This is a genomic window from Acidovorax sp. LjRoot74, from assembly GCF_964254355.1.
Taxonomy (GTDB): Bacteria; Pseudomonadota; Gammaproteobacteria; order Burkholderiales; family Burkholderiaceae_C; genus Acidovorax.
Genome location: NZ_CAXUTI020000001.1, coordinates 2142292 through 2166793 on the forward strand (window position 1 = coordinate 2142292; position 24502 = coordinate 2166793).

Genomic DNA, 24502 nt, shown 5'->3' on the forward strand with positions numbered 1-24502 from the left:
ATGGCCTCATCCGGGCATTGTTTTGCTCGGATGGACCATGGCACAAAACCCCTTCGACCAGTTTGACAGCGCCCCAGGCGCTAACCCGTTCGACGTATTTGACGAGCAGCCCTCCCTGAAACTTTCCAAGCCCGACATCCCTGAGTTGAGTGTCGGAAGTGTGGCGCGGGATATTGCTTCTGGCGTTCTTCAAATTGGTCCGACCGCGGTAAAGGGCGCCGCAGACATTGCCCGACTGGCGACCGGAGACCGCGTTGGGACTTCGCTGTCGCAGGCGATGGAAGGCGGAATGCACTCCATCCAGGATGCTGTTGGCTCGGAGCGCGCGGCTGTACAGCGGGCAAACTTTGCCCGCGACATGGCTGACGACAACGTAAGCATTGGCGATGCACTTCTGAACAACAAGGGAGCGCTCGCTGATCAATTGTTGCCGACTATCGGGAGTATGTTTCTGCCGGTCGGGGTTGCGGCGGGAGCAGGAAAGCTGGCCTCCGCTGGCAAGGCGGTGCAGGCACTGGACAAGACCGCAATCGCAGCCCGCGTTGCTTCCGCTCAGGCGGCGGCGGGGATCGGCGCAGTCACCGCTCAAAACGCTGCCGACACGTTTACTGAGTTGCTCGAAAAGGGCGCGTCGATGGGTGATGCATATCTCGGGGCCGGGATCACAGTGCCGTTCTCCGTCATTGCGGGGAAGCTGACGGGCGGGGGGGCCGAGGGCGCAATCACCCGTGCGCTGACTGGTACAGGCGCCGTAAAACAAGGCGCTGCGCAGTTGCTCAAGGCTTCCGGAAAAGAGGGTGCGCAAGAGATGGGCGAGGAACTCGGACAGATCACCGGGGAGGCCGCAGGCTCTGGAGAGGTGCCCAGCATCACGAGCGCAGGTAAACAGCTTGTGGTGGCTGGCACTCTTGGTGCTGTGATGGGCGGAGGTATCGATGTAGCGACTCAGGCGCAAGGCAAGTCATCGCAACAAGCGCCGGCCGTGCCCGCCGCGCCCGCTGCCGACCGCGGCCTCGCCGTGGACGTGACCTACAAGACGCCCGACGGCAAGACCGTCACCAGCACTGGCACCAGCGCTGCACCAGTGGCGGCCACGAACGACACGACCGCTGCAGAGCAGGCGCTGCGCACGCCCGTGACGCTCACGGCCTTGGATCGTGCAAGTGAAATTGATAGCAAGGTGGGCAGTATCCGCGAACGTTTGGCGGAGATTTCGGCAGAAAACGGTTACGGTCCAGCCTTCAATCAGGAGCGCGAGTCGCTGGCCCAAGAGGCAGCCACACTGGAGCAGGAGCGCGCGAGCATCGCCAGCACCTGGCCAGCGGCCGTCAAGGGCGCCCCCACGTCGTTCGCCACGGAGTCGGGTGCGCGCCTGGAAGGTGAATACGCCCTGATGGACGCGGCCGACCTGGTGACATCCCACACTGAGAGCCTGCGCGCAAACCCCTTGTACCCACAGGAGCTGCAGCCGCGCGACCGCAGCCGTAATGCCAGCGAGCTGCAGGTGTCGGGCATCGTGCAGAAGCTGGACCCCGCCCGCCTGGGCGTATCGGCTGACGCTGCCACCGGTGCGCCCATCGTCGGCGCCGACGGCCTAGTGGAGTCGGGCAACGCCCGCACCATCGCCATGAAGCGCGTGTATCAGGCCAACGGCCAGAAGGCTGAGGACTACAAGACCTGGTTGCGCAGCAACGCTGAGCAGTTCGGCCTTACCCCTGCGGCTGTCGATGGCATGCCCCAGCCTGTGCTGGTGCGCGTGCGCAGCACGCCGGTGAATCGCGCCGAGTTCGCCCGCCAGGCCAACGCCAGCACCGTGCAGCGCATGAGTCCGAGCGAGCAGGCCCTGTCGGATGCGAAGCGCCTGGCCACCCTCGATGGGCTGAACCCCGACGAAGAAGGCAACTTCACCAACAGCCATGATTTCATCCGCCAGTTCATGGCCACGCTGCCGATCACCGAGCAGAGCGACCTGATCGAGTCGGACGGGCGGCTGTCGACCGCTGGCTATCGCCGCGTGCAAAACGCCGTGCTCGCCCGCGCCTACGGCGACTCGCCCTCCCTGCGCCGCATGACCGAGAGCCTGGACAACAACCTGGTGAACGTGTCAAAGGCCCTGCTGCGCGTGGCGCCCACCATCGCGGCCGCGCGCGAGCGCATGCAGGCCGGCACCATGTACGAGGCAGACATTGCCCCGGATCTGCTGGCCGCGGTCGAGGGGCTGTCGGCACTCAAGGAAAAGGGCTGGACCGTTGCGCAGGAGCTGGCCCAGACTGACCTGACCGGCATCCGCTACTCGCCCGAGGCGGCCGACTTGCTGGCCTTCCTGTCGGACAACATCCGCAGCCCGCGCCGCATCGCAGAGTTCTTCCAGCGCTACTACGAGGCACTGGAGCAGGCGGGTGACCCGAGCCAGCCGTCGATGTTCGGCGACGACGGCCCTGCGCCGGCGCGCACGGACCTTTTGAAGCAAGCACAAGGAGCCACAGATGGCGGAACGCAAAACAATGCCCCGGTCGCTGGACAAGACGCCGAGCGGGGAATCAATCGAGAAAGTGCGCAAGCTGGCCAACCGGCTGCAGGGAAACCCCAGGATGCGCCGGGCCGTGGCCGCAGCGATCAAGGCGATGGGGCTGCGCGACCCGATGCCGGTCGAGGACAGCAAGGCAAACCAGCGGGCGAAGCCGCAGGAACCGCCCCAGGGCTGAAAGCCGACGACCTGGCCGGAGAGAAGATCAATCGGTCGTGGACAGCGTTTGCCGAGGATTCAGGATCCCTCGGTATTCCACGCGGCGACATGCCTCAGATCCGCGCGGAGCACCGGGGAGCCTTGGTGAACTTTCTCAAGGCGAGAGGAATTGAGAGCGCTCAGGAGGAAATTGCACCGGATCGATTGAAGCCCACCCAGGCTGAGTTTTCGCCCGCAAAGGTCGAAAAAGCGAAAGCCGTGACGCAAGGCGATCGGGCCATTCTGGTATCGGCCGACAACCACGTGCTCGATGGTCATCACCAATGGCTGGCGAAGCTGGAGAAGGGCGAACCGGTCAAGGTCATCCGGCTTGGTGCTCCGATCGACATCCTGCTCGAAGTGGTGGCCGAGTTTCCAAGCGTTCAGCAGAGCGATGGCGCCGGCGCGGGCCCAGTGCCCGCCGCGGAAAATTCTCTGGAGTGGGCAAGGCAAGACAGAAATGCCGCCTCCGAAGCTGGAGCTCCGGTACGTGGGCCTTTGGCGTCCATGCCCGGCAACGCGATCAGCGAAGTGCCATCGTCCGAAGCTTTGAACCAACTGCCGTCCGGGAACTTGACGAACTCGTCGCCCGAGAAGCCGAAGACAAACTCGCAGCCTGCAGGGAAAGTTGGTGGGACTCTCATTGGCACTCCTTCGCAGCCAATTTTAGACGCTGCACCCCCCGACACCGACAAGACAGCAATGGCACGCCTGAGCTTTGCTGGGGCCCGCGCTGCTTCGGCTGACGCGATGGCGTTGCGAACTGCTCAGGATCGGCTGGATGCAGGGGACGACGCGGAGCTGGTGCGGCGCGAGACGGGGTGGCATCGCGGTGTCGACGGCCGCATGCGGTTTGAAATCAGCGACAACGACGCGAAGGTGGATATGCCGCTGCTGGCAAATCTGCACCGCGGTGGATTCGACGAACGTGCCATTGAGCACGTTTCCTACCGCAAAGATCCTGACGGCACTTACCGGTTGACGCTGGCGCCGAAGAGCCCTCGTGCTGTCAGCGATTTCGTCAGCGTGGGTGGCATCCCGGAAAAGCTGCTGCCGTCACTGCTTCCCCAAAGCGCACTGGACGCCATCCAGAAAAACCAGGGCGAAGAAGACTTCATCGGCGCGAATTTGGATGACGCGCGCCGAGTTCGCGCACCATTTGAATTCACCGGGTTCAATGCCCTGCCGCTGGATGCGGTGATGGATCACCCAAAGCTGTTTGCAGCGTATCCGGCCCCGATGGCCACCCCAAACTGCTCCACTGTTGGCCAGTCAAACTGCTCCAGGCAGGACGGGGTGATTATGCGGGGTCTGAGGTGATGATCAGGCGTGCAGCAGCCTCTTTGAGCCTGTAGCTCTTGCCCTCGAACTCCAGCATGGCGCAGCGGTGCATGAGGCGATCGAGGATGGTGGTGGCCATGGTCGCGTCGCCCAGGTAGCGACCCCAGTCCTGCACGACGCGGTTGGAGGTGATGACGATGGAGCGGCGCAGCTTGTAACGCTGGTGGACCAGGGCCTGCAGCAACTCGGCGGCATGCTCGCTGATGCGCCTTGCCAGGAACAGGTCATCGAGCACCAGCAAGTCGGCCGCCACCCAGCCCTTGAGCAGACTGGCGCGCTCGTCGGCGTCGGCCAGCGCATAGCGAGCGAACTCGCTGTCAGCTTCGATGTAGGACACGTCATGACCGAGCAAGGTGGCTTGGTAGGCCACGGCCTTGGCGATGTGGCTCTTGCCGGTGCCGGGCTTGCCTACGATCAGGGCGTTGGCGCCTTCGCTGAGGAACTTCAAGGTGTGCAACTCGAAGCAGGCTGCGCGCGGCAGCTTTGGGTTGAAGCGCCAGTCGAAGTCGGCCAGGGAGGGCTTCTCATCCAGGCCGGAGAGCTTGAAGCGACGTGCCATCAGCCTGCTGTGGCGTCGGTCGAGTTCGTCTTGCAGCAAGGCTGAGAGCGTATCCAGAAAGGGCTCCTGAGCGGCCTGGGCCTGCATCAGGCGCGTCTGCAGGGTCTCAGCCATGCCTGACAGGCGCAGCTTGCGCAGGGTGGCCTCGATGTCGTGGGGGGTCATGGCGGTCATGCGAAGAAATCTCCTTGAGGTGTGATGGCGGGTGTCGTGGCCGCTGTGGCCATGGCGAAGAGTTCGCCGTACTCCTGTGGGTTGCGGATGAGGTCGTGCGTTTGCGTGGTGCTCGCGGGTGCGGCCTGCGTCGCTGTCGGGGCGGCATCGAGTTGGGCCAGAGCCTGCGCCACCAGGCGTTCGGTGATGGCCTTGACGTGGCGGTAGCTGTGCACACCGTCGTCGATGGCCTGGGCACAGGCGGTGTTGACCATCTGGCGTGGATAGCGGTCGGCCAGGTGCACGATGCCCCACAGCTTGCGCTGGCCCACACGGCCTTCGATGGCAAACAGCATCTGGCACAGCCGGGCGGCGTCCACGCCGATGGCATCGGCCTGCTTGAGGATGTGGAGGGTCTCGCGGGAGGGGTTGAAGACGCGCTCGTCCATGGGCAGCACCACGGTGCCTGGCCGCTCGGCCAAGGTGTGCGTGCGCAGCAGGGCCTGGGTCTGTAGGTCGCGAATCTCCAGGCGGCGCTCGAAGATGCGCACCAGCACCTTGGTGCCAATGTGCGCCGGCCGCGCGGCGTAGCTGCAATGGGCCACGCGCACGCAGCCGTCGTCGCACACGGTGCGCTGCTCGTCACGGAAGTACGCCATGGGCAGCGTGGGCAAGGGCTGCAGGTGGGGCCGCTCTTCTTCGAACATGGCCTGTACCTGGCGGCGCTCTGAGCCGTGGATGCGAGAGGCCGCCCACTTGGTCTCCCAGTGCTCCAGGTAGGTGTTCTGTTCTTCAATGGTCTCGAAGCGCTTGCCCTTGAGTGCCGTGGCCTGAGTGTGACCAATGGCATTCTCGACACTGCCCTTGCGGTTGGGGTCACGTACCCGCGCCGGGTCGGCCACGACCTCGTAGTGTGCCAGGGTGGCGGCGTACACGGGGTTGAGCTCGGGCTCGTACAGGTCGGGCTTGAGCACGCCTTCCTTGAGGTTGTCCAGGACCACGTATCGGCACGAGCCGCCAAAGTAGCGCCAGGCTTGTTCGTGCAGTTCGGCCCAGACCTGTTGGCCAGAATTCCAGACCACGCGGCGGAAACTGCGGCGCGAATACCGAAGCGTGGCCACGAACAGGCGTGGCTTGCGCCAGCGGTCGGTGCCGGGCACGCGGGTGGGCGCGCCTTCGCCGAAGTCCACCTGCATCTCCTCGCCGGGCAGGAAGCTCAGGCGGTCGAACTGCTCAGGCTCACGCACCCGGATGCGCGCCACGAAGCGTTTGACGGAGTTGTAGCGTGCAGCAAAGCCGTGGGCATCGACCAGGTCCTGGTAGATGGCCGTGGCATTGCGGCCCAAGCGCAACTGAGCTTCGATGAAGGCGCGGTGGGGCTCACACAGCGAGGTGGCCGCCGGCGCAGGCGCCAGCAGTAAAGCCGGTGGCCGGGGTGGAGCAGTTTGGCTGGCCAGGGGCACAACCAGGTCGGTGGCCACCCCGGGGCAGTTTGAATCGTCAGGCGACGGGGGCGGCGGATCGCCCTGGGCCTCAAAGCGCTTAGCCCAGGCGCGGATGGTGTGGCGGGAGATGCCGGTGCGGCGCTCAATCTCGCGCTGGGTGTTACCCGCGCGCAGGAGCGTCCAGATCGTGGTTTGTAGATGTGGCTTCAAGACGTTCACCTCGTGAATCCCCCCTTGTGATCAAGGGGGTGGAAGTTACGTCCTGCACGTCAGAGCTGAGGCGCCTGACTCACCGAAATCAATGGGTCAACTCACCCCGGCCAGGTGGAGCAGTTTGGGTGGCCATAAGTGGGGCAGTTTGGGTGGCCGCCGGGGCGTATCCGGCGCTGCGCGAGATCATGGTGAAGGTGGATGCCAAGCTGGGCAATGGGGCAACATTTGCGGTAACCGACTACGTGGACGGCACCGTTGGCAAGGTCATAAAGATTGGGAATCCGCTAGCGAAGGACGTGGACAGCGTGCTGTTGCATGAGATCCAGCACGGTATCCAGGACATCGAGGGATTTGCCTCGGGCGGTAGCGCTGGCGCAATCAACGAGCAGCAAACGGCCGACATCGCTCGGATGAAGCTGCTCGAATCCGACCCTGACTACGTTGCCGCACGCGCATGGCTTGCCGAGCGTGAAAACGAGATCCTTGAGGCTGGTGGCGAAGATTCTGATGTGGTTTCTCGTCTTAACGATCTAGAGCCTCGTGCCAGAAAGATGTCGAAGGCTTATCGCGAGATGGCAGAAGCGCGAGAGCGCATGGGGCGATACGGCATGCGCGGTCCATCCCAAGCCTACAACGATCTGGCTGGCGAAGTAGAAGCCCGCAACACCCAGGCACGCCAGGGCATGACGGATGCGGAGCGCCGCGCCACACCCCCGAGCAAGACAGCTGATGTCGCTGAACCGGATGTGATTGTGGTTTTCAACGGCAAGGAGATGCGAAGCGCTCCCGCGCCGGCCAATGCCGCCACTTTGGCGCCCGCCGCGGGCATGCCTGTCGCGGAATTGGCGGCCATTGCCACGCGCGTGAGGACGAGCATGCCGAACATGCCGACTGTGCACACGCTGGCCTCGCCCGCGAATGCGCCACCAGCACTGCAGGACTACATCCGCAAACAGGGGGCTTGGGCGGATGTGGAAGGCGCCATGCACGAGGGCGAGCTCTACCTGTTCGCCTCCGGGCTGAAGGATCCCGAACGGGCCGAGTTCGTTCTCGCCGAGCATGAGGCTGCCCACTTCGGATTGCGGGCCGTGCTTGGACCCCGCTTGCCCCAAGCGATGCGCGCCATCTTCAATCGCAACCCGGCCATCCAGCGGGCCGTGGCAGATCTCCAGCAGCGAGGAAACCTGACCGACATCGAGGCCACGGAAGAGGTGCTGGTGGACATGCCCAGCGCGCGCTTGGTCAAGTTGAAGGGCTGGCGCGCATTGGCAGACGCCATGGCGTCGTGGCTGGCGCAAAACGGGTTCACGGCTCTCGCTGAACGTCTGAAAACCGGCATTGACGCGAGCCTCACGGAGCAGCAGCGCGCTGATCTTATGGCTGCGGACGTGGTGCGCGCCGCTCGCGACTATGTGCGGGGCAAGGTCAACGGCAACCCCCGCCAGGCGAAAGGGCTGACGCGGCTGTACGACCACATCGCCAAGGAAATGGCGCAGCAGGAGACTTGGCTTCGGCGGGAGGCGAGAGCGCGGGGCTACAGCAGTGTCGACGACCTGCTGGAGCGCAATTACGGGCTCTTTGAGCGGCTCGCCGCGCTCTGGAAGATCAAGAACTCCGACTCCATGCCGGTGATGTCCCGAGCGCGCGGAAGCGGCTCCTTCCGGACGCCAGTGTCAACGGTGCTGGCCGACTTCCGCAATGACAATCCACTGAAGGCTCATGCGGACTACAAGGCTGCGAAGGGTGGCGACGTGCAGGCAGCCGCAAGACTGGTGCAGGACCTGGTCAAGCCCGAATCGCTCGCAGCAGCTCGTGCTCAGTTTGGGCCCGATGTCATTTTTGTCCCAGTGCACGCACAAGAAGCGTCCGGGCAAAACAAATTGCCGATTGCGCTCGCGGCCCACTACGCCCAAGCTGCAGGAGGGTCTTTCGATCCTGGCGTGGTTCAGTCCAACAAGGCGTTCCATACCGGCGCGGATGCGATGCAGCGGTTGATCGCGCGTGCAGAGTTTTCGGGTGCTGTCGAGCCTGGAAGGCGCTATGTGCTGGTGGACGATGTGACCACCATGGGCAGCACACTTGCCGACATGGCAGCGTATATCCAGCGCAACGGTGGCGAAGTGTCAGGCTCGGTTGTGATGGTCAATGCCATGCGCGGCGGTAAAATGCAGGCTGATCGCAAGATCATCAACCAACTGGAGGCCCGCCATGGAGATGACATCCGCAAGCTCTTCGGCTTCGGCCCAGAGCAACTCACGGCCCCAGAGGCGCAATACCTCATCGGTTTCCGAACGTCTGACGAACTCCGAGATCGAGTCGCTAAGGCAGGACGCGAACGAGGCGGCCGCCTATCTGCAAAAGGTATTCCCGGGGGCCAAGCTCCATCGGGTGACGGCACTGCAGAGCAAACAGACGGCCAACGCCTAAGCCGCGGCGCTGCGGTTCAGGGCCAGAACCTCACGCTTGATGAGGATGGCGAAGGGCCTGCCGCAGTTTCCACTCCTAGACTTAGCCGTGGGCAGCCCGGCCTAACTCCGACGCAGCTGCCGAGCAATCGTTGGCAAAAACTCAAGTCCAAAGTTGACCGCCTGATCAGCGCGGAAAACGTCGACAAGTTCCTGTATGAGTATCAGGACAAGCTGATCGACCTCAAGCGGCTGCGTGAGCACATCAAGACGCTCGGCGGCACGATCAATGACCTGAACGACGCCTATCAGGGCGAAGAGCTGTACCACAAGCGGGTTGCTAAACGCACAGAGGATTTTCTTGCCAACGAGTTGAAGCCACTGCTTGGCGACATGAACTCGCGCGGCATCACGCTGCAGCAGTTTGAGCAGTACCTCCACGCCAGGCACGCGCCCGAGGCAAACAAGGAACTGTCGTTCAGGAATCCCAACCAGCAAATGATCGACGCCGGGAAGGCGGGGGCTGACGCCCAGATCAAGCAGCTGGAGTTGGCGCTCCAGCGAGCGCAGGCAGCTGGTACAGCGGTCGCCCCTATCGAGAAAGCGCTGGAAGATGCCATGCGCGAGCGCGACCGTTGGAGCGGCGCGCAGGCATTCAAGGGAACAGAAGCCGAACGGCTTTCCTTGTCGGGCATGAGCGACCAAGACGCAGCGTCGTTCATGGCTGCGCTCAGCCCCAGGCGGGCTGCCGACATGAAAGTGCTGGCCGGCAAGGTGGATGCCATCAACGCAAAGACGTTGGACGCGCTGCAGTCGTACGGCCTGATGGATCCGCAAACCCTGCAGGCTTGGCGCAGCGCATACCAACACTATGTTCCCCTACATCGCGACGAAGCTCACCCCGATAGCGTGAGTCATCCCATCGGGCAGGGCTACTCAGTCAAGGGCGATGCCGGCAAGCGCCGCGCAGGCAGCAACGCCAAGGTGACGCACATCCTCGGACACATCGCAATGCAGCGTGAAGCAGCGCTGACTCGCGGCGAGAAGAACCTGGTTGGGCAAAAGCTGTACGTCATGGCGGCTCAGAACCCGGATGCGGACTGGTGGCAGGTGGATCGTCCACCGAAGACCCGCCGTGTTGATGCACAAACCGGTCTCGTGACAGAGGGTGTGGACCCTCTGTACAAAAACCGGCCCAACGTGATCATGGTGCGCATTGCCGGCAAGGATGCGGCCATCGTATTCAACGAGCGCAACGAGAGGGCTGCCCGGCTCGCCCAGTCGCTGCGTAACCTCGATTCCGGCGATCTTCACTATGTGCTGGGGTGGGCGTCGAAAGCTACCCGGTGGTTCGCTTCGGTCAACACGCAATACAACCCCGTGTTCGGCATCATCAACTTCGCGCGGGACGTGCAAGGCGCGCTCCTGAACCTGGGCACGACGCCGCTGAAAGGGAGAGAGGCGGAGGTTGCAAAGCACATGCTGCCGGCCCTGAGAGCGATCTACAGAGACCTCCGCGCTGTTCGCGCAGGCGGTACGTCAGGCCAGACTGGCGGCCAGTGGGGCGCACTTTGGGAGCAGATGCAGAACGATGGCGGCACTACCGGTTACCGTGACCTGTACGCCGATCCCAAGGACCGGGCCGAGTCTCTGGAGAAGGCGATGGCCGCGCTCGAGCGCGGGAAAACGAGCCAGTTCCTGCATGGGGTCCTGGACTGGCTCAGTGACTACAACGAGACGATGGAAGGCGCAACCCGGCTGGCAGCCTACAAGGTTGCGCTGGAGGCTGGCATGAGCCGCCCACAGGCCGCAAGCCTCGCCAAGAATCTCACAGTGAACTTCAATCGGAAGGGGCGCCAGGCACGCGAGATTGGCGCGCTTTATGCGTTCTTCAATGCAGCGGTTCAGGGCACCACCCGCATGGTCGAGACGCTGCGCGGGCCGACCGGCAAGAAGATCATGCTGGGAGGGGTGATGCTGGGCGCCGTGAATGCCATGGTCGGCATTGCCATGATGGGTGGTGGAGGCGACGACGAAAACGGGTGGATGAAGATTCCCGAGTTCGTGCGCGAGCGCTCGCTGGTGATCCCGCTCGGGCGTGAGGACTTCGTCGCCATCCCGCTCCCGCTGGGGTTCAATGTGTTGCCCAACATGGGGCGAAAGGCCGTGGAGGCCATGTCCGGCTTATCGAAAAAGAGCACTGGTGCTCAGCTGGGTGAAATGCTCGGCATGGCTGTCAACGCGTTCAATCCGTTCGGCGCCCCTTCGGAATTGAGCGGGGCCCAGCTCGCATTGATGCTGTCTCCGACCGTCACTGATCCAGGCATTTCGCTAGGCTTTAACACGGATTGGACAGGCAAACCGATTTACCGTAAGGACAGTAACGCCTTGGACCCGACGCCGGGCCACCTGCGCACGAAGGACACAGCCTCAACACCGTCTAAGGCTGCATCGCTGTGGCTCAACAAGATGTCCGGTGGCACGGACTATCGGCCTGGTGCCATCAGCTTGACGCCCGACCAGATCGACTATGTGATCGGGCAGCTGACGGGCGGGGTGGGCCGCGAGCTCATGAAGGTGAATCAGGTGGCTGCTGCGCCGTTCAATGGCGACGAGTTGCCAGCGCACAAGATTCCACTTCTCGGCCGTCTGTATGGCAACGTGCGCGGCGCATCTGCAGAGGCTGGCAGTTTCTACGAGAACATCAAGGAGCTCAACGAATTAGAGAATGAACTGCAGGGGCGCGACCGCGATGGGGGGGATGTACATGGGCTCCTTGCCAAGGAGCCACTGACTGAACTGATTGGCGCGGGCAATCAAGCGGAGTCAGAACTGCGCACTTTGCGCCGAGAGCGCTCCTTCGCGATGAAAGCGGGTGACGCGAAGCTGGTCAAGGAACTCAACGAGGAAATTGGCGCGGTGATGAAACAGCTCAATCGAGAAGTCGCCAAAGCCAGGAAAGGCGGTGATCAGTGATGCTTGTTCCTATTTCGCCTCGGTTGCTGATGCTGCTTTCTCATCAGCCAGCACCATCTTGTGTGCCTCGATCAGGAACCATGCCATGTTCTCGGGATTGTTCTTCGGGTCATTCGCGAGTTGCTTGACGTATTTGTCAAGGGCCGCATATTTCACCGGATCTTTTCGATAGTCGATTCCGCCAGGGCTGGCAGCTTCGAAGTCCAAGAACGCTTTCACAACGGCGCCCCATTGGTCACTCGCTTTTTGCCTGGCCTCGGATTGCTGATTGGCCGTAGTTTTGGCAATCCTAGCGTCCGCACCTTGTTTGAACTGGGCTTGGCCTTCTGGAGTGCTTGTATCGATCCAGCCCTGCGTCCGCATGCACGCTGTCGTTACCTCTGCGATACGCTTTTGGTACTGGATCGATGCAATTGCATCGCCCAATGCTGCGCCAGAGTTGTACCCTGATGCGAAGTTTGATGCGAACCCTGGGTTGGCAGTCGTGGTGGCGTTGAAGGTCCCTTGGGAGCCGTATTGAGAGTACGTTCCACGAGTTGTGTATGAGGTGGGCGCGGGTATGTCCATTCGCGCGGTGGGGATAGGCGCTGGTCCCGTGCCCGATGCAAACGCCTGGCATTCAGCCAGGGCCATAGTGGCGCCGTCGTGACCGTCGCCCATTCGGGCGGGGTGTCTCCAGACAGACGTGCTGGCACAGCCCGCAAGCATGGCCAACACAGATGTGACGACGATTAACCGCATCATGAAAATCTCCACATTTGTCGCGAAATGTAGCAGACCCATACGCATGCCAAAATCAATCTCGCGCGGAGCAGCTCGCCTCTGCACACAATTCAAGCAGTGAGCGAGCGGGAAAAGGTAGGGCGCAGACGCTTTTCGATGCGCTGTGGGGACAGCCTGCGGGAACCTTCTCAACTGGTGCAGTCTGGCTAATCGGTCGCCCCATGGGCGTGCTGCTCATGCCAGCGCTCGCTTACCGTGGGCCCGGCTTTGGCAACCCCGCCCGTAGGCAAGCTGCTCGCCCACCGTGACAGGTCAAACCCTGGCAGCGCGACGTTGGGCTCCACGCTTGGGCGCACTAGCCACAGCTGCTCATGCTCATACTGGCGGCCGTCCTCCACTTCGATCACGTGGCCACGTAGCAGAAAGCCGTCGCCCACCACGTCTACAAACTCTGGGTCAAACATCAGCAGCGTGACCATCGGGTGCGACACCCATTCGCCCAGCAGCCGCACCTCGCGCAGCGTGCGCCGCGCCGCGCAGATGGACGCCGGCATATGCGAGATCTCCAGCCGCCCACGGGCAGGCGCTGGCCATTCGTCGGGCCGCAGCCGCAGGCCGGATGATCGGAGGGGGATGACTTCGCAGAACACTGTGCAAATATACAGTCTTTCGCGCGATGGGTGTACAGTGCTCCCATGTGCAATCGGTACACACCTCCGGAAGTCGCAGACATCGAACGTGAGTGGTCTATCACAAGCCGCAACCCGGTGCGCTGGTGGGACCAGACTCTGTTTCCGCGAGGCAAGGGCCCATTTATCCGGCGCGCCCGGGATGACGCCGGATACAGCCGCGAGCTGATCGTGGGGCAGTGGGGTCTGATCCCGTGGTTCGCCAATGAACCGAAGCTGAAGTACCCCACGAACAACGCCCGGAGCGAAGAACTGGAGGCGAAGGCCAGTTACAAGCACCCATGGGCGCGCGGGCAGCGCTGCATCATCCCGGCGGCTGATTTTGATGAACCCAACTGGGAGAGCGGGAAAAACGTGTGGTGGCGCTTTCGACGTCCCGACGGGCGCCCCTGGGGCCTGGCTGGGCTGTGGAATACGTGGACGGACAAAACCACCGGCGAGGTGCACGAGAGCTACACCATGCTCACCATCAATGCGGATGCCCACCCGCTGATGAGCCGGATGCACAAGCCAGACCCCAAGCTGGGGGCGGATGCGCAGGACAAGCGCAGCGTGATCCCGCTGGACCCTGCCGACTATGACCAGTGGCTTGCTGGGACATTGGAAGATGCGAAAGGCTTGCTGCGCCTGGCAGGGGTTGATGCTTTTGTGGGCGCGTCCGTTTAGGAAGAAGGAAACCGCCTCATGGGCGCTCTACGTCGCGCCTCAGCGCTCTTCACATGCAGCTATCTCGACCTTAAATGGGCGGGTGGCCACCGTAGAATGCGCGGGCCATGACGCAATCGATCTCTATCGCTGTATCTGATGACGTACCAGATGATGTGTTTGCTCGAGTGGCTTCCATGGCAGAAACAATCGCCGCGACGGACGTCACCTTTGAGGGCGTGGCCATTGCTGTCACTCGAGCGCGCCTAGACACTGTGCCCGTGCTCATTCAGGATTCAGACCCGATACGTCGGGAGCTGTTGCAGCTTCTGGTGGAGGAAGCCCTGAAGGGGCAGTCGGATTCGCTGTTCGGCTCCCTTTAGGCAGGCACCGCGCTGCAAATGGCTTCACCCTGACCGCGGTGTAAGCGCTTTCCTACGGGCTCGCACGGCCAGAAATCTAGGCTCGGATATTTGCCGCCGCACGTGGGTTGGGTACGGAAGAGCCAATGAGCATTACAGTCTTCGTGGACAGAAAACTATCGGAAGCGGCCGTCAAAGAGGTTGAGCACCTCGCTCGGCATCTGGAGGAGCGCGACCCGAATTGGGAAGGGCGGCTGATCTGGGTGAAGCGGGGGCCCGCTACTTTCGTAGCCGACACGGAGGACCCGCTGCGGGGGGCGCTGCTCGAACTGCAGGTCACCGCGCTGCTGGCTGGCTCCTGAAATGCGCGAGCCGTGGCGTCGTAGACCACGCAACCGCCACACCGAGGAAGTGGGTTGCAAAGCAGTTGTGGATGGCCAGCAGCAGGGCGGGCGCCAGGGCGCAAAAAAGCCACCCGGAGGTGGCTGGTCGGGGGGTTATGCCTTGCGCTTGAAGCTGGGCTTATTGGCGGGCAGCGTCGGGGGCTGATGTGGTTTGCTCAACAAGAGGATTTTGTCGAGCGCGGGCAGGGCTGCTGGGTCGCGTGCCTTGAAGTACGTGGCGGCGTGCTGTGGCATCCACACCTCTGCCATCAAGCGACGGAAGACGCCAAGATATTCAACAGAGTACAGATTGGCCGGAACGACTCGGCCATCCGGGAACTCGTGGTTGTACTTGGCGAGGGAATTCGTGTCTACGCCGCATTCGTCACGCAAATGCTTGCAGAGCAGTTTGGCGTGCGAGATGTCGGGCATGCACTTGTCGGGAAGACGGTAGCCGTTCGCCTCCATTGGTCCCACCAGGAAGTTGGTCATTTCCTGTAGCACCGAGAAGTAGCCCAGCGGAATTTTGTTCAGGTTCAAAAGGTGCCGCTCAAGATGGTAGGGCAGCTTGGCGGGGCCCGCCTTGCCCGACATCCAGTCGAAGACCCACTTGGACACTTGCACGGCGAACTGTGGAGACAGCCATTGCGCGAGATGAATAGCGATCTGTGGGTGTACCCATGTTCCCTGGAGCGAAGGGCTCCCTCCTTTGATCGACTGCACGAGTTCCGATGCCGGAATTCCGGCATCGGAAGCTAGGGCGCCAATAAAGGCGATGTAGCTATCATTTTCGAAGTAATGACTGATTTTTCGGCCTGCCGCCTTGCACATTGCGGTGGCGTTGATGTACCCGTCCGATGCACGCTGCTCTACGACAGAGTTCTGCACTTGGTGGGAGATGAGGGATAGGGAGTACTGATGAGTTGGCATGGTGTGCCTTTCGCAAAGGGGTAACCATGCGTCCTTCTCCTACAACAATATTATTGAGCAAACAACAATATCGCTGTAGAATTCAAGACGCACAAGACAGCAGAAGCGGTTCTTCTCAGGGATCCACGCGACTGCAACGTTTGCCTGAAGTAGCCGACCATTTCGCAAGAAGTGGTCGGTTCTCTTTTGGGGCAATCTGAATTGTAACCGACACAATTACCGAATGGCGCTCGTAAACCGGGAGTGCCAATGCGTAAATTTCTGTATCTATTCCCAGTGGGTTAACGCGTTGCCCTCCGCCACTCCCAGGGGGGCACGGCCGCCTGGGACCACAAACCCCTGCCAGCTTGCCGCGCCGTGTGCTCGATGCCCTCCAGCTGCGCGTAGCCCTTGCCGTATTTCACATAGAACCAAGCCATGCCAGCGTGCACTTGCGCTGTGGCCACGTCTTGGCCTTGGCACTCCACGTCGCCGACCGTACGCCCGTAGCGGTCCCTGGCGCGCGGGGTGATGGCGGCCTGCGTCTGAAAGCACAGGCCGGCCAGATGCTGGCGAGACACTTGGCCGAATGGTTGCGCCTTTTCAGGCGCATCAATGGCCGAAATGCGTACAGTAATGCGCTCGTACGCGCCTGGCTCACCACACCGCGCGGTAATGGTGTCCCCGTCGGTGACGGCGACCACGAGGCAGAGCAGGGCGGGAGCAGATAGTGGCATGGGGCCGCAGTGTAGACTGGCCTCAATGTCGTGGTCGGTGCCTTCACCCCTTCAAAACGATAGTAAATCTGCGCATGGTATTGATCATGGCATCGACTCATGGCGCATGAGAAAACCATATAAAAATCAATGCTTTATGGCTCCCATTAACAATAGAGTGGGAGTGAGCGGGTGAAAATCAAAACACTGTTTATTTAAACAGTGTTTTGATTCAAAATCTGATCCTCACTTCTGGGGATCGCATGTTGCAACGCCACGATCTGTACTTTTTCGTTTGTCCGCCGCGCCATGTGGCTGAGCGGGCATTTGGCTTGTTGAACGGGTTGGAGCTTACGCCTTGCCCATGGCGTGCGGCGCCCATGCCAGCGGCGCGACTGCATATCACCCTGGAAAAGCTTGGGCAGTTTCGGGGGGCGATTCCCCCTGACACCGTGGACAAGGCCCTGGCCGCTGCGAACTACGTAGCGTTTGAACCATTCGATGTTGCTTTTGATCGGGTGGAGTACAGCGGTGGGGTTGATGGCTGTGGCATGGCCTGGTTGACGGGCCGCAGCTGGGGGTTGCGAGGGATCCGGGGGCTGGAACACACGCTGGCGCATGCGATGCTGCGGGCTGGATTCCCGGAAAGCCAGATTCGCACGCACTTTCATCCCCATGTCACCCTCAACTATCGACACGAGCCGTTCGATTGGTGTGCTGTTGCGCCACTGGCTTGGCGAGTCAACCAGTTCATGCTGGTTGATAGTTGGTACGGATTAGGCAGACATGATCTGCTTGGGTGCTGGTCATTGTCGCCGCGCCAGCTCCCGTTGCCCTGGTAGGCGGCACATCGCACGACGGTGCTTTGCTCGCACGCGATGGTCGGGCCCAACTGGGCAGGATGGGGACTTGAACTTGCCCCTGGCTATGCCTTCACCTCGCCCGTCAGTGGGTCGTAGACCCGGCCGTCGTAGTTGATGATGTTGCCGGTGGCTGTGTCGAATCGGCTCAGCTTGTAGGTTCCGGCCCCTTTGCCATCCAGGCCGATGTAATCTGCGTTGGCATAAGCAACTCGGTTGTTCTGGGCCAAGTTTCCGTCTTTGGCCCATTTGTTTTCTGTCAGCCACTCTGAGATGTTGACCCCAAACGGCGCCGAAATTTCTCCGCTCATTCGCATTTTGGCAAGCGTGGGATCCATGCTGAAACCTTCTGCGGCAAGCAGTTTGTCGGGGTTTTTCTTGTAGTAGGCAGCCGTTTCGGTGGACATCTTGGACAAATCGCTCTTCACCAGCGTTGATCCATCGGTGGGAAATTCCGATAGGTGCCCACTGCGGATGGATTCGTAATCGGCTGCAAATTCGGGATGGTTCTTGAAGAACATGTAGCGGCCAACGACCGTGTCATCACCGCCATTCAGAACCATGGAGGCGACCCGAATGTAGTCTGGCGGCTCATAGTCTGCTGCGAATGTGTCGCCCAAGTCTTTTTCCCACTGCTTGAATTCTTCCAGATTGCTGAAGGGGGCCGCAGTGGTTGATGTTTTAGTCGCGGATGCCGTAGCGGTAGCGGAGTTGCTTTGCGTCCCCTTGCTGTAGAGGTCTGCAGTGGATGTGTAAGCAGTTTTCCCGCTTGATGCGGTGCTGGCTGCCGCACTGGCGGTTCCAGCACGCGAGGCTTCAGCCGACAGCTGCTCCAGCGTTGTTCGCAGCTCCTTGAGAAAGGTGAGAGGGTCTGCGTTGGAATGGTTTTGTGCGGTGCGCTCGGCGGCGCGCGCAGCCAAGGTGCTGGACACTCCCATGGATGTCAGCATGTTGGTGGCTTGAGAAACATCGAGCATCTTGTGACTCCTTGGTGGGGCTGATCGCCCAGCTATAGGTTGTCCTGGGTTGTGTGGGACGTTGCTCCTATGCTCCTCGAATCAGATGTTTCCAGTCCCCGTGTAAGCGCCAAAAAGACTGGGCTTTTTCTGCGAACAGCCGAAAAAGGAATGCTCTGCGTTCGTCTGGTGCTGGCCGCTACTCTGTAGCTCCGCCACCCCCAATATCGGGAGCGCTTTGTTGTATTCGGTGGAGGAGCGTTTGTGGCGCACCACTTGTGCAGAATGCACGGCAACATCCGGGGTCACTCAGGCCTTTCCGCGCTCGGTTTTTTGCTGGGCGGAGGTTTGCATGTGGCGATGCAATCCGGTGACCATATCGCCCTTTTATGTACACCCATCCTGATGAACTCACTCGCTTTTTACCTTGTACCTCTGTGGCGCTGCATGCCCGGTACCGATGAGACGGGCATTGCATGACAATCAGCACCACTGATTTCTGGCCCGCTAGTGGCTTCAAGGCGCTGGCACGCAATGCACGGGGCTGGCTGGCGCCCACCGAGGTCTATGTGCGCTCTCTGCTGGATCGCCCAGAACTGACCCTGGTGCCAGAATCTTGCGTGTCCGAGGTGGCCTTGCACAAGGGCTTGCAGAGCGCGCCGCTCAGACCTGTGGCAACTGCTGAACTCGCGTCCTTGGAGGACGACGATGCTCGCGAAAACTACACCGTGTTCTTGCGCTTCCGCGATGGCCTGCTGGCCGCTGGCACGCTGGAGGCTTATTACCTGCAACTCATGCGCAGTGGTGCGGTGAACGTGCCCGCCGTGTTCATCGACGCCGTGGTGCAAGCCCTGCTGCGCAACCTGCTGGACAACTGCAACGACGCCTTCGAAGCCCGCGCTGCCGAAATGCTGTTTCGGTCGCAGCGCGTTACCTTGCAGGACGCGCAAATGTTGGCAGGCGACCGGGCGACGCTCGACATGCTCAACGAGACCGCGGGCCTGGGCGAGGTGGGACGCATGCTGTTGCAAAGCGGCGCACTGCAGCCCACGGCGCAGGTCAAAGTGCTGTCGGCCGACAACGCAGGGCAGTATTGGCAGGAGAGCGATCGCCACCACTTTCTGCTCGACTTGACCCACGAGCTGACGCAGGACCTGAGCCATGGCCTGACCTTCAAGATGACCCGTGCACGCTCAGGCCTGAAAGCCCTGGCCCGCGTGCTGGAGCGCTGGGTGGCACATCTGCTTGGCGTGCAGGTGCAGATCGAGCCTGTGCACCAGGTCACCGACAGCGCGTGGCGCTGGCATGTGGGGCTGGATGTGGAGTCCACCGCCATCCTCAACGACCTGTACCAGGACCGGCCCGTGGAGCCAGAGCGCATGGCACGGCTGGTCAGCCTGTTTACGCTGACCTTTGCGAACCCGGCCGAGATGCGGGCCGATGTGGCGGGCAAGCCGGTGTACCTGGGGCTGGCGACCAACGCCGAGGGCGTGGTGCGCATCAAGCCGCAGAACCTGTTGCTCAATCTGCCGCTGGCATCAGCATCCTGAGTGCTATTGAATTGATAGCTATCAAGACATGATGAACAGGCGGTAGCAGCCCCTTTGGTTCAAAAAAATCCCCTTGGTTGGTAGTCTGGTAACGGGCCCTCATCCAATCGTCATCAGGCTTGCGTTTCCGCCAGCTGCTGCTGTGTTCACACTCAGCGCCCGTTCGATCAGCAAGCGCTCCAGCGGGATGTCGGTGGCGCCGGGCTGCAGCGCGGTCACGCCTACGATGGGCCCTGGGCGGCGGGCGAGGGCGGTGCACACCGCCTGCAGGGATTCGGCGTCGCCATGGTGCAGCACGGAGTCCAGTGCCACGGAGCCATCGCTCAGGGCGTTGTCTTGCAGCATGACTTGGGCCTGCACGTGGGTGGGCAGCTTCGCGCGTAGCCCTGCATGGGCGTGGGGCCACAGGGCTGTCCCTCCGCTGGCGAGCACCGCCGCTGTCTGCACCAGCAGGTCGTCCGCGCTGTGCGCTATGCACAGCACGCGGGCGCGGGGTGCCAGTGTGTAGACATTGCGCTCGCCCGTGGGGCCGGGCAGGGTGCGGGCGGTGCCGCTCTGTGTTTCTCGCGCAAAACGCTGGCAGTGGCCCGCCAGGGCCAGGTTGCCCTGGTGGTGCGCCCATTGCTGCAAGGTGCCCAGCGGGGCCAGCTGGCGCTCGCGCCGCTCGGTGTCTGGCGGGCTGGTGCGGTCGGCCTCGGCCAAGGTGCGCGCCAGTGCATTGGCCGGGCGCTGCGACAGCAGGCGCAACAGGTACAGCGGCCCACCGGCCTTGGGCCCCGTGCCCGACAGGCCTTCGCCACCAAAGGGCTGCACGCCCACCACAGCGCCCACCATGTTGCGGTTCACGTACACGTTGCCCGCATGGGCGCGGTTGACCACCCGGGCAATGGTTTCGTCGATGCGGGTGTGCACGCCCTGGGTGAGGCCGTAGCCAGTGGCATTGATCTGGTCCAGCAACTGGTCCAGGTCGTTGCGGGCATAGCGCACCAGGTGCAGCACGGGGCCGAAGACTTCGCGCTGCAACTCGCCAATGTGCTTCAGCTCGATCAGCGTGGGCGGCACGAAAGTGCCCTGTGCGCTGCTCATGGCCAGATGGCTGGAGTGCTGGAACACACGGTGGCCTTGGGCCTTGAATCTTTTGACGTGCTGGGTGATGCCTGCCTGCGCCTCGGCATCAATGACGGGGCCCACGTCCACGCGCAGCTCAGCGGGGTTGCCCACGCGCAGCTCACCCATGGCGCCTTGCAGCATTTCGACCACGCGGTCGGCGGCTTCTTCCTGCACGCACAGCACGCGCAGTGCCGAGCAGCGCTGGCCTGCGCTGTCAAAGGCGGACGACACCGCATCGCCCACCACCTGTTCCACCAGCGCGGACGAGTCCACGATCATCGCGTTCTGCCCACCCGTTTCGGCAATCAGCGGGATGGGGCGGCCAGCGGCATCCAGCCGACCGGCCACGGTGCGCTGCAGGATGCGCGCGACCTCGGTGGAGCCTGTGAACATCACGCCCATCACGCGGGCGTCGCCAATCAGGCGCGCGCCCACGGTCTCGCCCTGGCCGGGCAGCAGTTGCACTGCTGCGCGGGGCACACCGGCCTGCCACAGCAGGCGCACGGCCTCGGCGGCGATCAGCGGGGTTTGCTCTGCCGGCTTGGCCAGCACCGGGTTGCCTGCAGCCAGGGCAGCGGCCACCTGGCCCATGAAGATGGCGAGCGGGAAGTTCCAGGGGCTGATGCAGGCCACCGGGCCCAGCGGGATGTGGGTGGTGTTGTCGAAGGCGCTCTGCACCTGCGCGGCGTAGTAGCGCAAGAAGTCCACCGCCTCGCGCACCTCGGCCACGGCGTTGCTGGCGCTTTTGCCCGCTTCGCGCATCAGCAGGCCCAGCAGGGGTTGCATGCGCGCTTCCAGCAGGTCGGCGGTGCGCAGCAGGGCCGCTGCGCGCTCGGCGGGCGGCGTGGCGGCCCAGGGGGCTGCGGCGGCCTGGGCGTGGGCCAGGGCCTGGTCCACGTCGGCAGTAGTGGCTTCTTGCACTTGGCCCACCACATCGCTGTGGTCAGCAGGATTGCGCACGGGCTGGGTGGTGCCTGCGGGCAAGTCAGTAGCCAGCAGGGGCGCTGCCGTCCAGGCGTGGCTTGCCGTGGCTTGCAGGGCGGCAGCCAGTTCGGTCAGCGTGTTTTCGTTCGACAGGTCCAGCCCGCGCGAGTTGCTGCGGTGGGCGCCGTACAGGCCCTGGGGCGTGGCAATGCGGGGGTGGGGCAGGCCTGCGGTGCCTTCTGCCGCAGCTTGCTGGTCCACCACTTGCACGGGGCTTTTCACCAGCTCGTCCAGCGCAATCGTTTCGTCGGCAATGCGGTTCACAAACGAGGTGTTGGCGCCGTTTTCGAGCAAACGGCGCACCAAATAGGCCAGCAGCGTTTCGTGCGTGCCCACGGGGGCGTAGATGCGGCACGGGCGGCCGAGCTTGCCTGCAGCGATGGCGCCCACCACCTGCTCATACAGCGGCTCGCCCATGCCGTGTAGGCACTGGAACTCGTACTGCCCGGCGTAGTAGTTGCTGCCCGCCAGTTGGTAGATGGTGGCCACCGTTTCGGCGTTGTGCGTGGCGAATTGGGGGTACACGGCCTCGGGTGCCGCCAACAGCTTGCGGGCGCAGGCGATGTAGGAAATGTCGGTGTGCACCTTGCGCGTGTAGACGGGGTAGTCCTCCAGTCCATCGACTTGGGCGCGCTTGATTTCGCTGTCCCAGTACGCGCCCTTGACCAGGCGCACCATCAAGCGGCGCTGGGTGCGGCGGGCGAGTTGAACCACGTAGTCGATGACGAAGGGACAGCGCTTTTGGTAGGCCTGGATGACAAAGCCAATGCCGTTCCAGCCCGCCAGGGTAGGCTCATGGCACAGGCGCTCCAGCAGGTCCAGCGACAGCTCCAGGCGGTCGGTTTCTTCGGCGTCGATGTTCAGGCCGATGTCGTATTGCTTGGCCAGTGCCGTCAGGCGCAACACCAGCGGGTACAGCTCGTCCATCACCCGGCCAAACTGTGCGCGGCTGTAGCGGGGGTGCAGGGCCGAGAGCTTGATGGAAATGCCCGGGCCTTCGTAGATGCCGCGCCCGGCAGAGGCCTTGCCAATCGCGTGGATGGCCTGCTCGTACGACGCGTAGTAGCGCTTGGCGTCTTCGCTGGTCAGCGCGGCCTCGCCCAGCATGTCGTACGAATAACGAAAGCCCTCGGCCTCCATCGTGCGGGCATTACGCAGGGCTTCGTCAATGGTTTCGCCGGTCACAAACTGCTCGCCCATCATGCGCATGGCCATGTCCACGCCCTTGCGGATCAGGGGCTCGCCGCCCTTGCCGATGAGGCGGCTGAGCGAGTTGCCGAGACTGCCTTCGCTGTGCGTGGCCACCAGCTTGCCGGTGATGAGCAGGCCCCAGGTGGCGGCGTTGACGAAGAGCGAGGGGCTCTTGCCCAAGTGAGCATCCCACTGGCCATTGCTGATCTTGTCGCGGATGAGCGCGTCGCGTGTGGCCTTGTCGGGGATGCGCAGCAGCGCCTCGGCCAGGCACATCAGCGCCACGCCTTCTTGCGAAGACAGCGAAAACTCCTGCAGCAGCCCTTGCACGATGCCCGCACGTCCGGCGCTGGCCTTGCGTTCGCGCAGCGCCTTGGCGATTCGCAGGGCCAGTTGTTCGGCCGCTGCGGCTTGATCGGCAGGCAGGCGGGCCTGCGCCAGCAGCGGGGCCAGGGCCTCGGGCTCGGGGCGGCGGGTGGCGGCGGTGATGGCCGTGCGTAGCGGGTTGGACAGCGGCGTGCGGGGCGCGAAGTCTGCAAACAGGGCGGAGGGCTGCGTCATGGCGTTGTCTTTCGGTGGTTTGGAGTGCCAAACAAGGGGTTGGGCGCGTTACTGGCGATGATCCTTGGGTTTCTGGTGAATAAATGTTCGAAAATTCTGGGTCAAGCCGAATAAATCGCTAATGAATATGCAAGCAGAACCCGATCTGGACCGCATTGACCGCAAGATCCTGTCAATCCTGCAGGAGGACGGCCGCATCGCCAACCTCAAGCTGGCCGAGGCCGTGGCCCTGTCGCCCACAGCCGTGCTGGCGCGGGTGCAGCGCCTCACGCGCGATGGCTTCATCCTGGGCTACGAGGCACGGCTGAACCCGCTCAAGTTGGGCGCAGGCATGCTGGTGTTTGTGGAGGTGCTGCTGGACCGCACCACGCCCAACGTGTTCGACCAGTTCAAGGCGGCGGTCCAGGTGCATCCCGAGATCATGGAATGTCACATGGTGGCGGGCGGGTTCGACTACCTGCTCAAGACGCGATCCGCTGACATGAACGCCTACCGCGTGTTTGCGGGCAATGTGTTGTGGCAACTGCCCGGCGTGCGCGAGACGCGCACCTATGCAGTGATGGAAGAGGTCAAGCACACCAACCATTTGCACCTGCGCTGAGAGGGCGGGGCGGTGGCAGAAGACTAGTACGGCCGCAGCCCGAGCCAGATTGGCTCTGCAGGGCAAAGCCCGCATAATGCAACGCAGCAACCGCCAGACCGAGGAGAAGAACCATGAGAGCCCTTCCAACCGCTGCCGCCGCCTTGTTGGCCGCCCTTTTCAGCCAGTCGGCCGCCGCCGGGTGTTATGTGGTCTATGGCCCCAACAAGGACATCGTCTACCGCGCCCCCGAGCCACCGGTCGATATGTCGCGCCAGATCCACGAAACCCTGCCGCGTGTGGCTCCGGGGGGCACCCTGGTGTTCTCACCCGACGATTTTGGCTGCGAACTCACCATCAACAAGCTGCCGCTGGCTTCGGCCGCTTCAGCCGTATCGGCGCCAGGGGGCATGCGCCCCGCACGCGCAGACCGGGGCTAAACCAGCCCCACGGCCCGGCCCGCTGC

At 62.7% G+C, this 24502-nt stretch carries 17 protein-coding genes; 9 read left to right on the forward strand and 8 right to left on the reverse strand.

Annotated features, from left to right (window positions below; translation table 11 throughout):
• Positions 1-37 precede the first annotated feature (37 nt).
• Positions 38-4045, forward strand: a complete 4008-nt coding sequence (locus ACSQ3O_RS09945; protein WP_436138737.1) for an LPD23 domain-containing protein — start codon at positions 38-40, stop codon at positions 4043-4045.
• On the opposite strand, the gene istB is transcribed toward ACSQ3O_RS09945, so the two are convergent.
• Positions 4026-4790, reverse strand: a complete 765-nt coding sequence (istB, locus tag ACSQ3O_RS09950) for an IS21-like element helper ATPase IstB (protein ID WP_374258801.1) — start codon at positions 4788-4790, stop codon at positions 4026-4028. The genes ACSQ3O_RS09945 and istB overlap by 20 nt on opposite strands.
• Before the next feature lie 5 nt (positions 4791-4795).
• Positions 4796-6442, reverse strand: a complete 1647-nt coding sequence (gene istA, locus ACSQ3O_RS09955; RefSeq protein ID WP_374258795.1) for an IS21 family transposase — start codon at positions 6440-6442, stop codon at positions 4796-4798.
• 143 nt (positions 6443-6585) lie between these two features.
• Here istA and ACSQ3O_RS09960 point away from each other — a divergent pair, with 143 nt between their 5' ends.
• Positions 6586-11817 carry an LPD38 domain-containing protein gene (locus ACSQ3O_RS09960; protein WP_436138738.1) on the forward strand — a complete coding sequence of 1744 codons (5232 nt, stop codon included), beginning with the start codon at positions 6586-6588 and terminating at the stop codon, positions 11815-11817.
• A gap of 9 nt (positions 11818-11826) precedes the next feature.
• On the opposite strand, the gene ACSQ3O_RS09965 is transcribed toward ACSQ3O_RS09960, so the two are convergent.
• Entirely contained in the window at positions 11827-12384 is a 558-nt protein-coding gene (locus ACSQ3O_RS09965) for a hypothetical protein (RefSeq protein WP_436138739.1), read from the reverse strand.
• Between the two features lie 362 nt (positions 12385-12746).
• On the reverse strand, positions 12747-13094 hold the full coding sequence (locus ACSQ3O_RS09970; protein WP_436138740.1) for a hypothetical protein: 348 nt from the start codon (positions 13092-13094) through the stop codon (positions 12747-12749).
• A 141-nt stretch (positions 13095-13235) separates the two neighbouring features.
• On the opposite strand from ACSQ3O_RS09970, the gene ACSQ3O_RS09975 reads away from it, so the two are divergent.
• The 3 genes from ACSQ3O_RS09975 to ACSQ3O_RS09985 all read left to right on the forward strand — a co-directional run bounded on the left by ACSQ3O_RS09975 (position 13236) and on the right by ACSQ3O_RS09985 (position 14598).
• The gene (locus ACSQ3O_RS09975) at positions 13236-13895 is read left to right on the forward strand and encodes an SOS response-associated peptidase (RefSeq protein ID WP_436138741.1); all 660 of its coding nucleotides are present in this window, start codon (positions 13236-13238) and stop codon (positions 13893-13895) included.
• Positions 13896-14002: 107 nt separating this feature from the next.
• Positions 14003-14257 carry a hypothetical protein gene (locus ACSQ3O_RS09980; protein WP_436138742.1) on the forward strand — a complete coding sequence of 85 codons (255 nt, stop codon included), beginning with the start codon at positions 14003-14005 and terminating at the stop codon, positions 14255-14257.
• 125 nt (positions 14258-14382) lie between these two features.
• Positions 14383-14598 (forward strand): hypothetical protein, encoded by a 216-nt coding sequence (locus ACSQ3O_RS09985; RefSeq protein ID WP_436138743.1) that lies wholly within the window; start codon positions 14383-14385, stop codon positions 14596-14598.
• Between the two features lie 135 nt (positions 14599-14733).
• On the opposite strand, the gene ACSQ3O_RS09990 is transcribed toward ACSQ3O_RS09985, so the two are convergent.
• Both ACSQ3O_RS09990 and ACSQ3O_RS09995 read right to left on the reverse strand, forming a co-directional pair.
• The gene (locus tag ACSQ3O_RS09990) at positions 14734-15549 is read right to left on the reverse strand and encodes a KilA-N domain-containing protein (RefSeq protein WP_436138744.1); all 816 of its coding nucleotides are present in this window, start codon (positions 15547-15549) and stop codon (positions 14734-14736) included.
• A gap of 281 nt (positions 15550-15830) precedes the next feature.
• Entirely contained in the window at positions 15831-16265 is a 435-nt protein-coding gene (locus ACSQ3O_RS09995) for a thermonuclease family protein (protein ID WP_436138745.1), read from the reverse strand.
• A 242-nt stretch (positions 16266-16507) separates the two neighbouring features.
• Between ACSQ3O_RS09995 and ACSQ3O_RS10000 the strand changes: the two genes are divergently transcribed.
• Positions 16508-17086, forward strand: a complete 579-nt coding sequence (locus tag ACSQ3O_RS10000; protein ID WP_436138746.1) for a 2'-5' RNA ligase family protein — start codon at positions 16508-16510, stop codon at positions 17084-17086.
• An 83-nt stretch (positions 17087-17169) separates the two neighbouring features.
• Here ACSQ3O_RS10000 and ACSQ3O_RS10005 read toward each other — a convergent pair whose 3' ends face one another.
• Positions 17170-18081, reverse strand: a complete 912-nt coding sequence (locus tag ACSQ3O_RS10005; protein ID WP_436138747.1) for a hypothetical protein — start codon at positions 18079-18081, stop codon at positions 17170-17172.
• A 455-nt stretch (positions 18082-18536) separates the two neighbouring features.
• Here ACSQ3O_RS10005 and ACSQ3O_RS10010 point away from each other — a divergent pair, with 455 nt between their 5' ends.
• Positions 18537-19610, forward strand: coding sequence for a DUF6352 family protein (locus tag ACSQ3O_RS10010; RefSeq protein WP_436138748.1), 1074 nt, complete (start codon positions 18537-18539; stop codon positions 19608-19610).
• Positions 19611-19709: 99 nt separating this feature from the next.
• On the opposite strand, the gene putA is transcribed toward ACSQ3O_RS10010, so the two are convergent.
• On the reverse strand, positions 19710-23456 hold the full coding sequence (gene putA, locus ACSQ3O_RS10015; protein ID WP_436138749.1) for a trifunctional transcriptional regulator/proline dehydrogenase/L-glutamate gamma-semialdehyde dehydrogenase: 3747 nt from the start codon (positions 23454-23456) through the stop codon (positions 19710-19712).
• A gap of 127 nt (positions 23457-23583) precedes the next feature.
• Between putA and ACSQ3O_RS10020 the strand changes: the two genes are divergently transcribed.
• Both ACSQ3O_RS10020 and ACSQ3O_RS10025 read left to right on the forward strand, forming a co-directional pair.
• A complete protein-coding gene (locus ACSQ3O_RS10020) occupies positions 23584-24057 on the forward strand; it encodes an Lrp/AsnC ligand binding domain-containing protein (protein WP_121506038.1) in 474 nt (157 codons plus the stop codon).
• A 113-nt stretch (positions 24058-24170) separates the two neighbouring features.
• Positions 24171-24476: a hypothetical protein gene (locus ACSQ3O_RS10025; RefSeq protein WP_137746424.1), complete on the forward strand. Its 306-nt coding sequence runs from the start codon at positions 24171-24173 to the stop codon at positions 24474-24476.
• Positions 24477-24502: the final 26 nt, after the last annotated feature.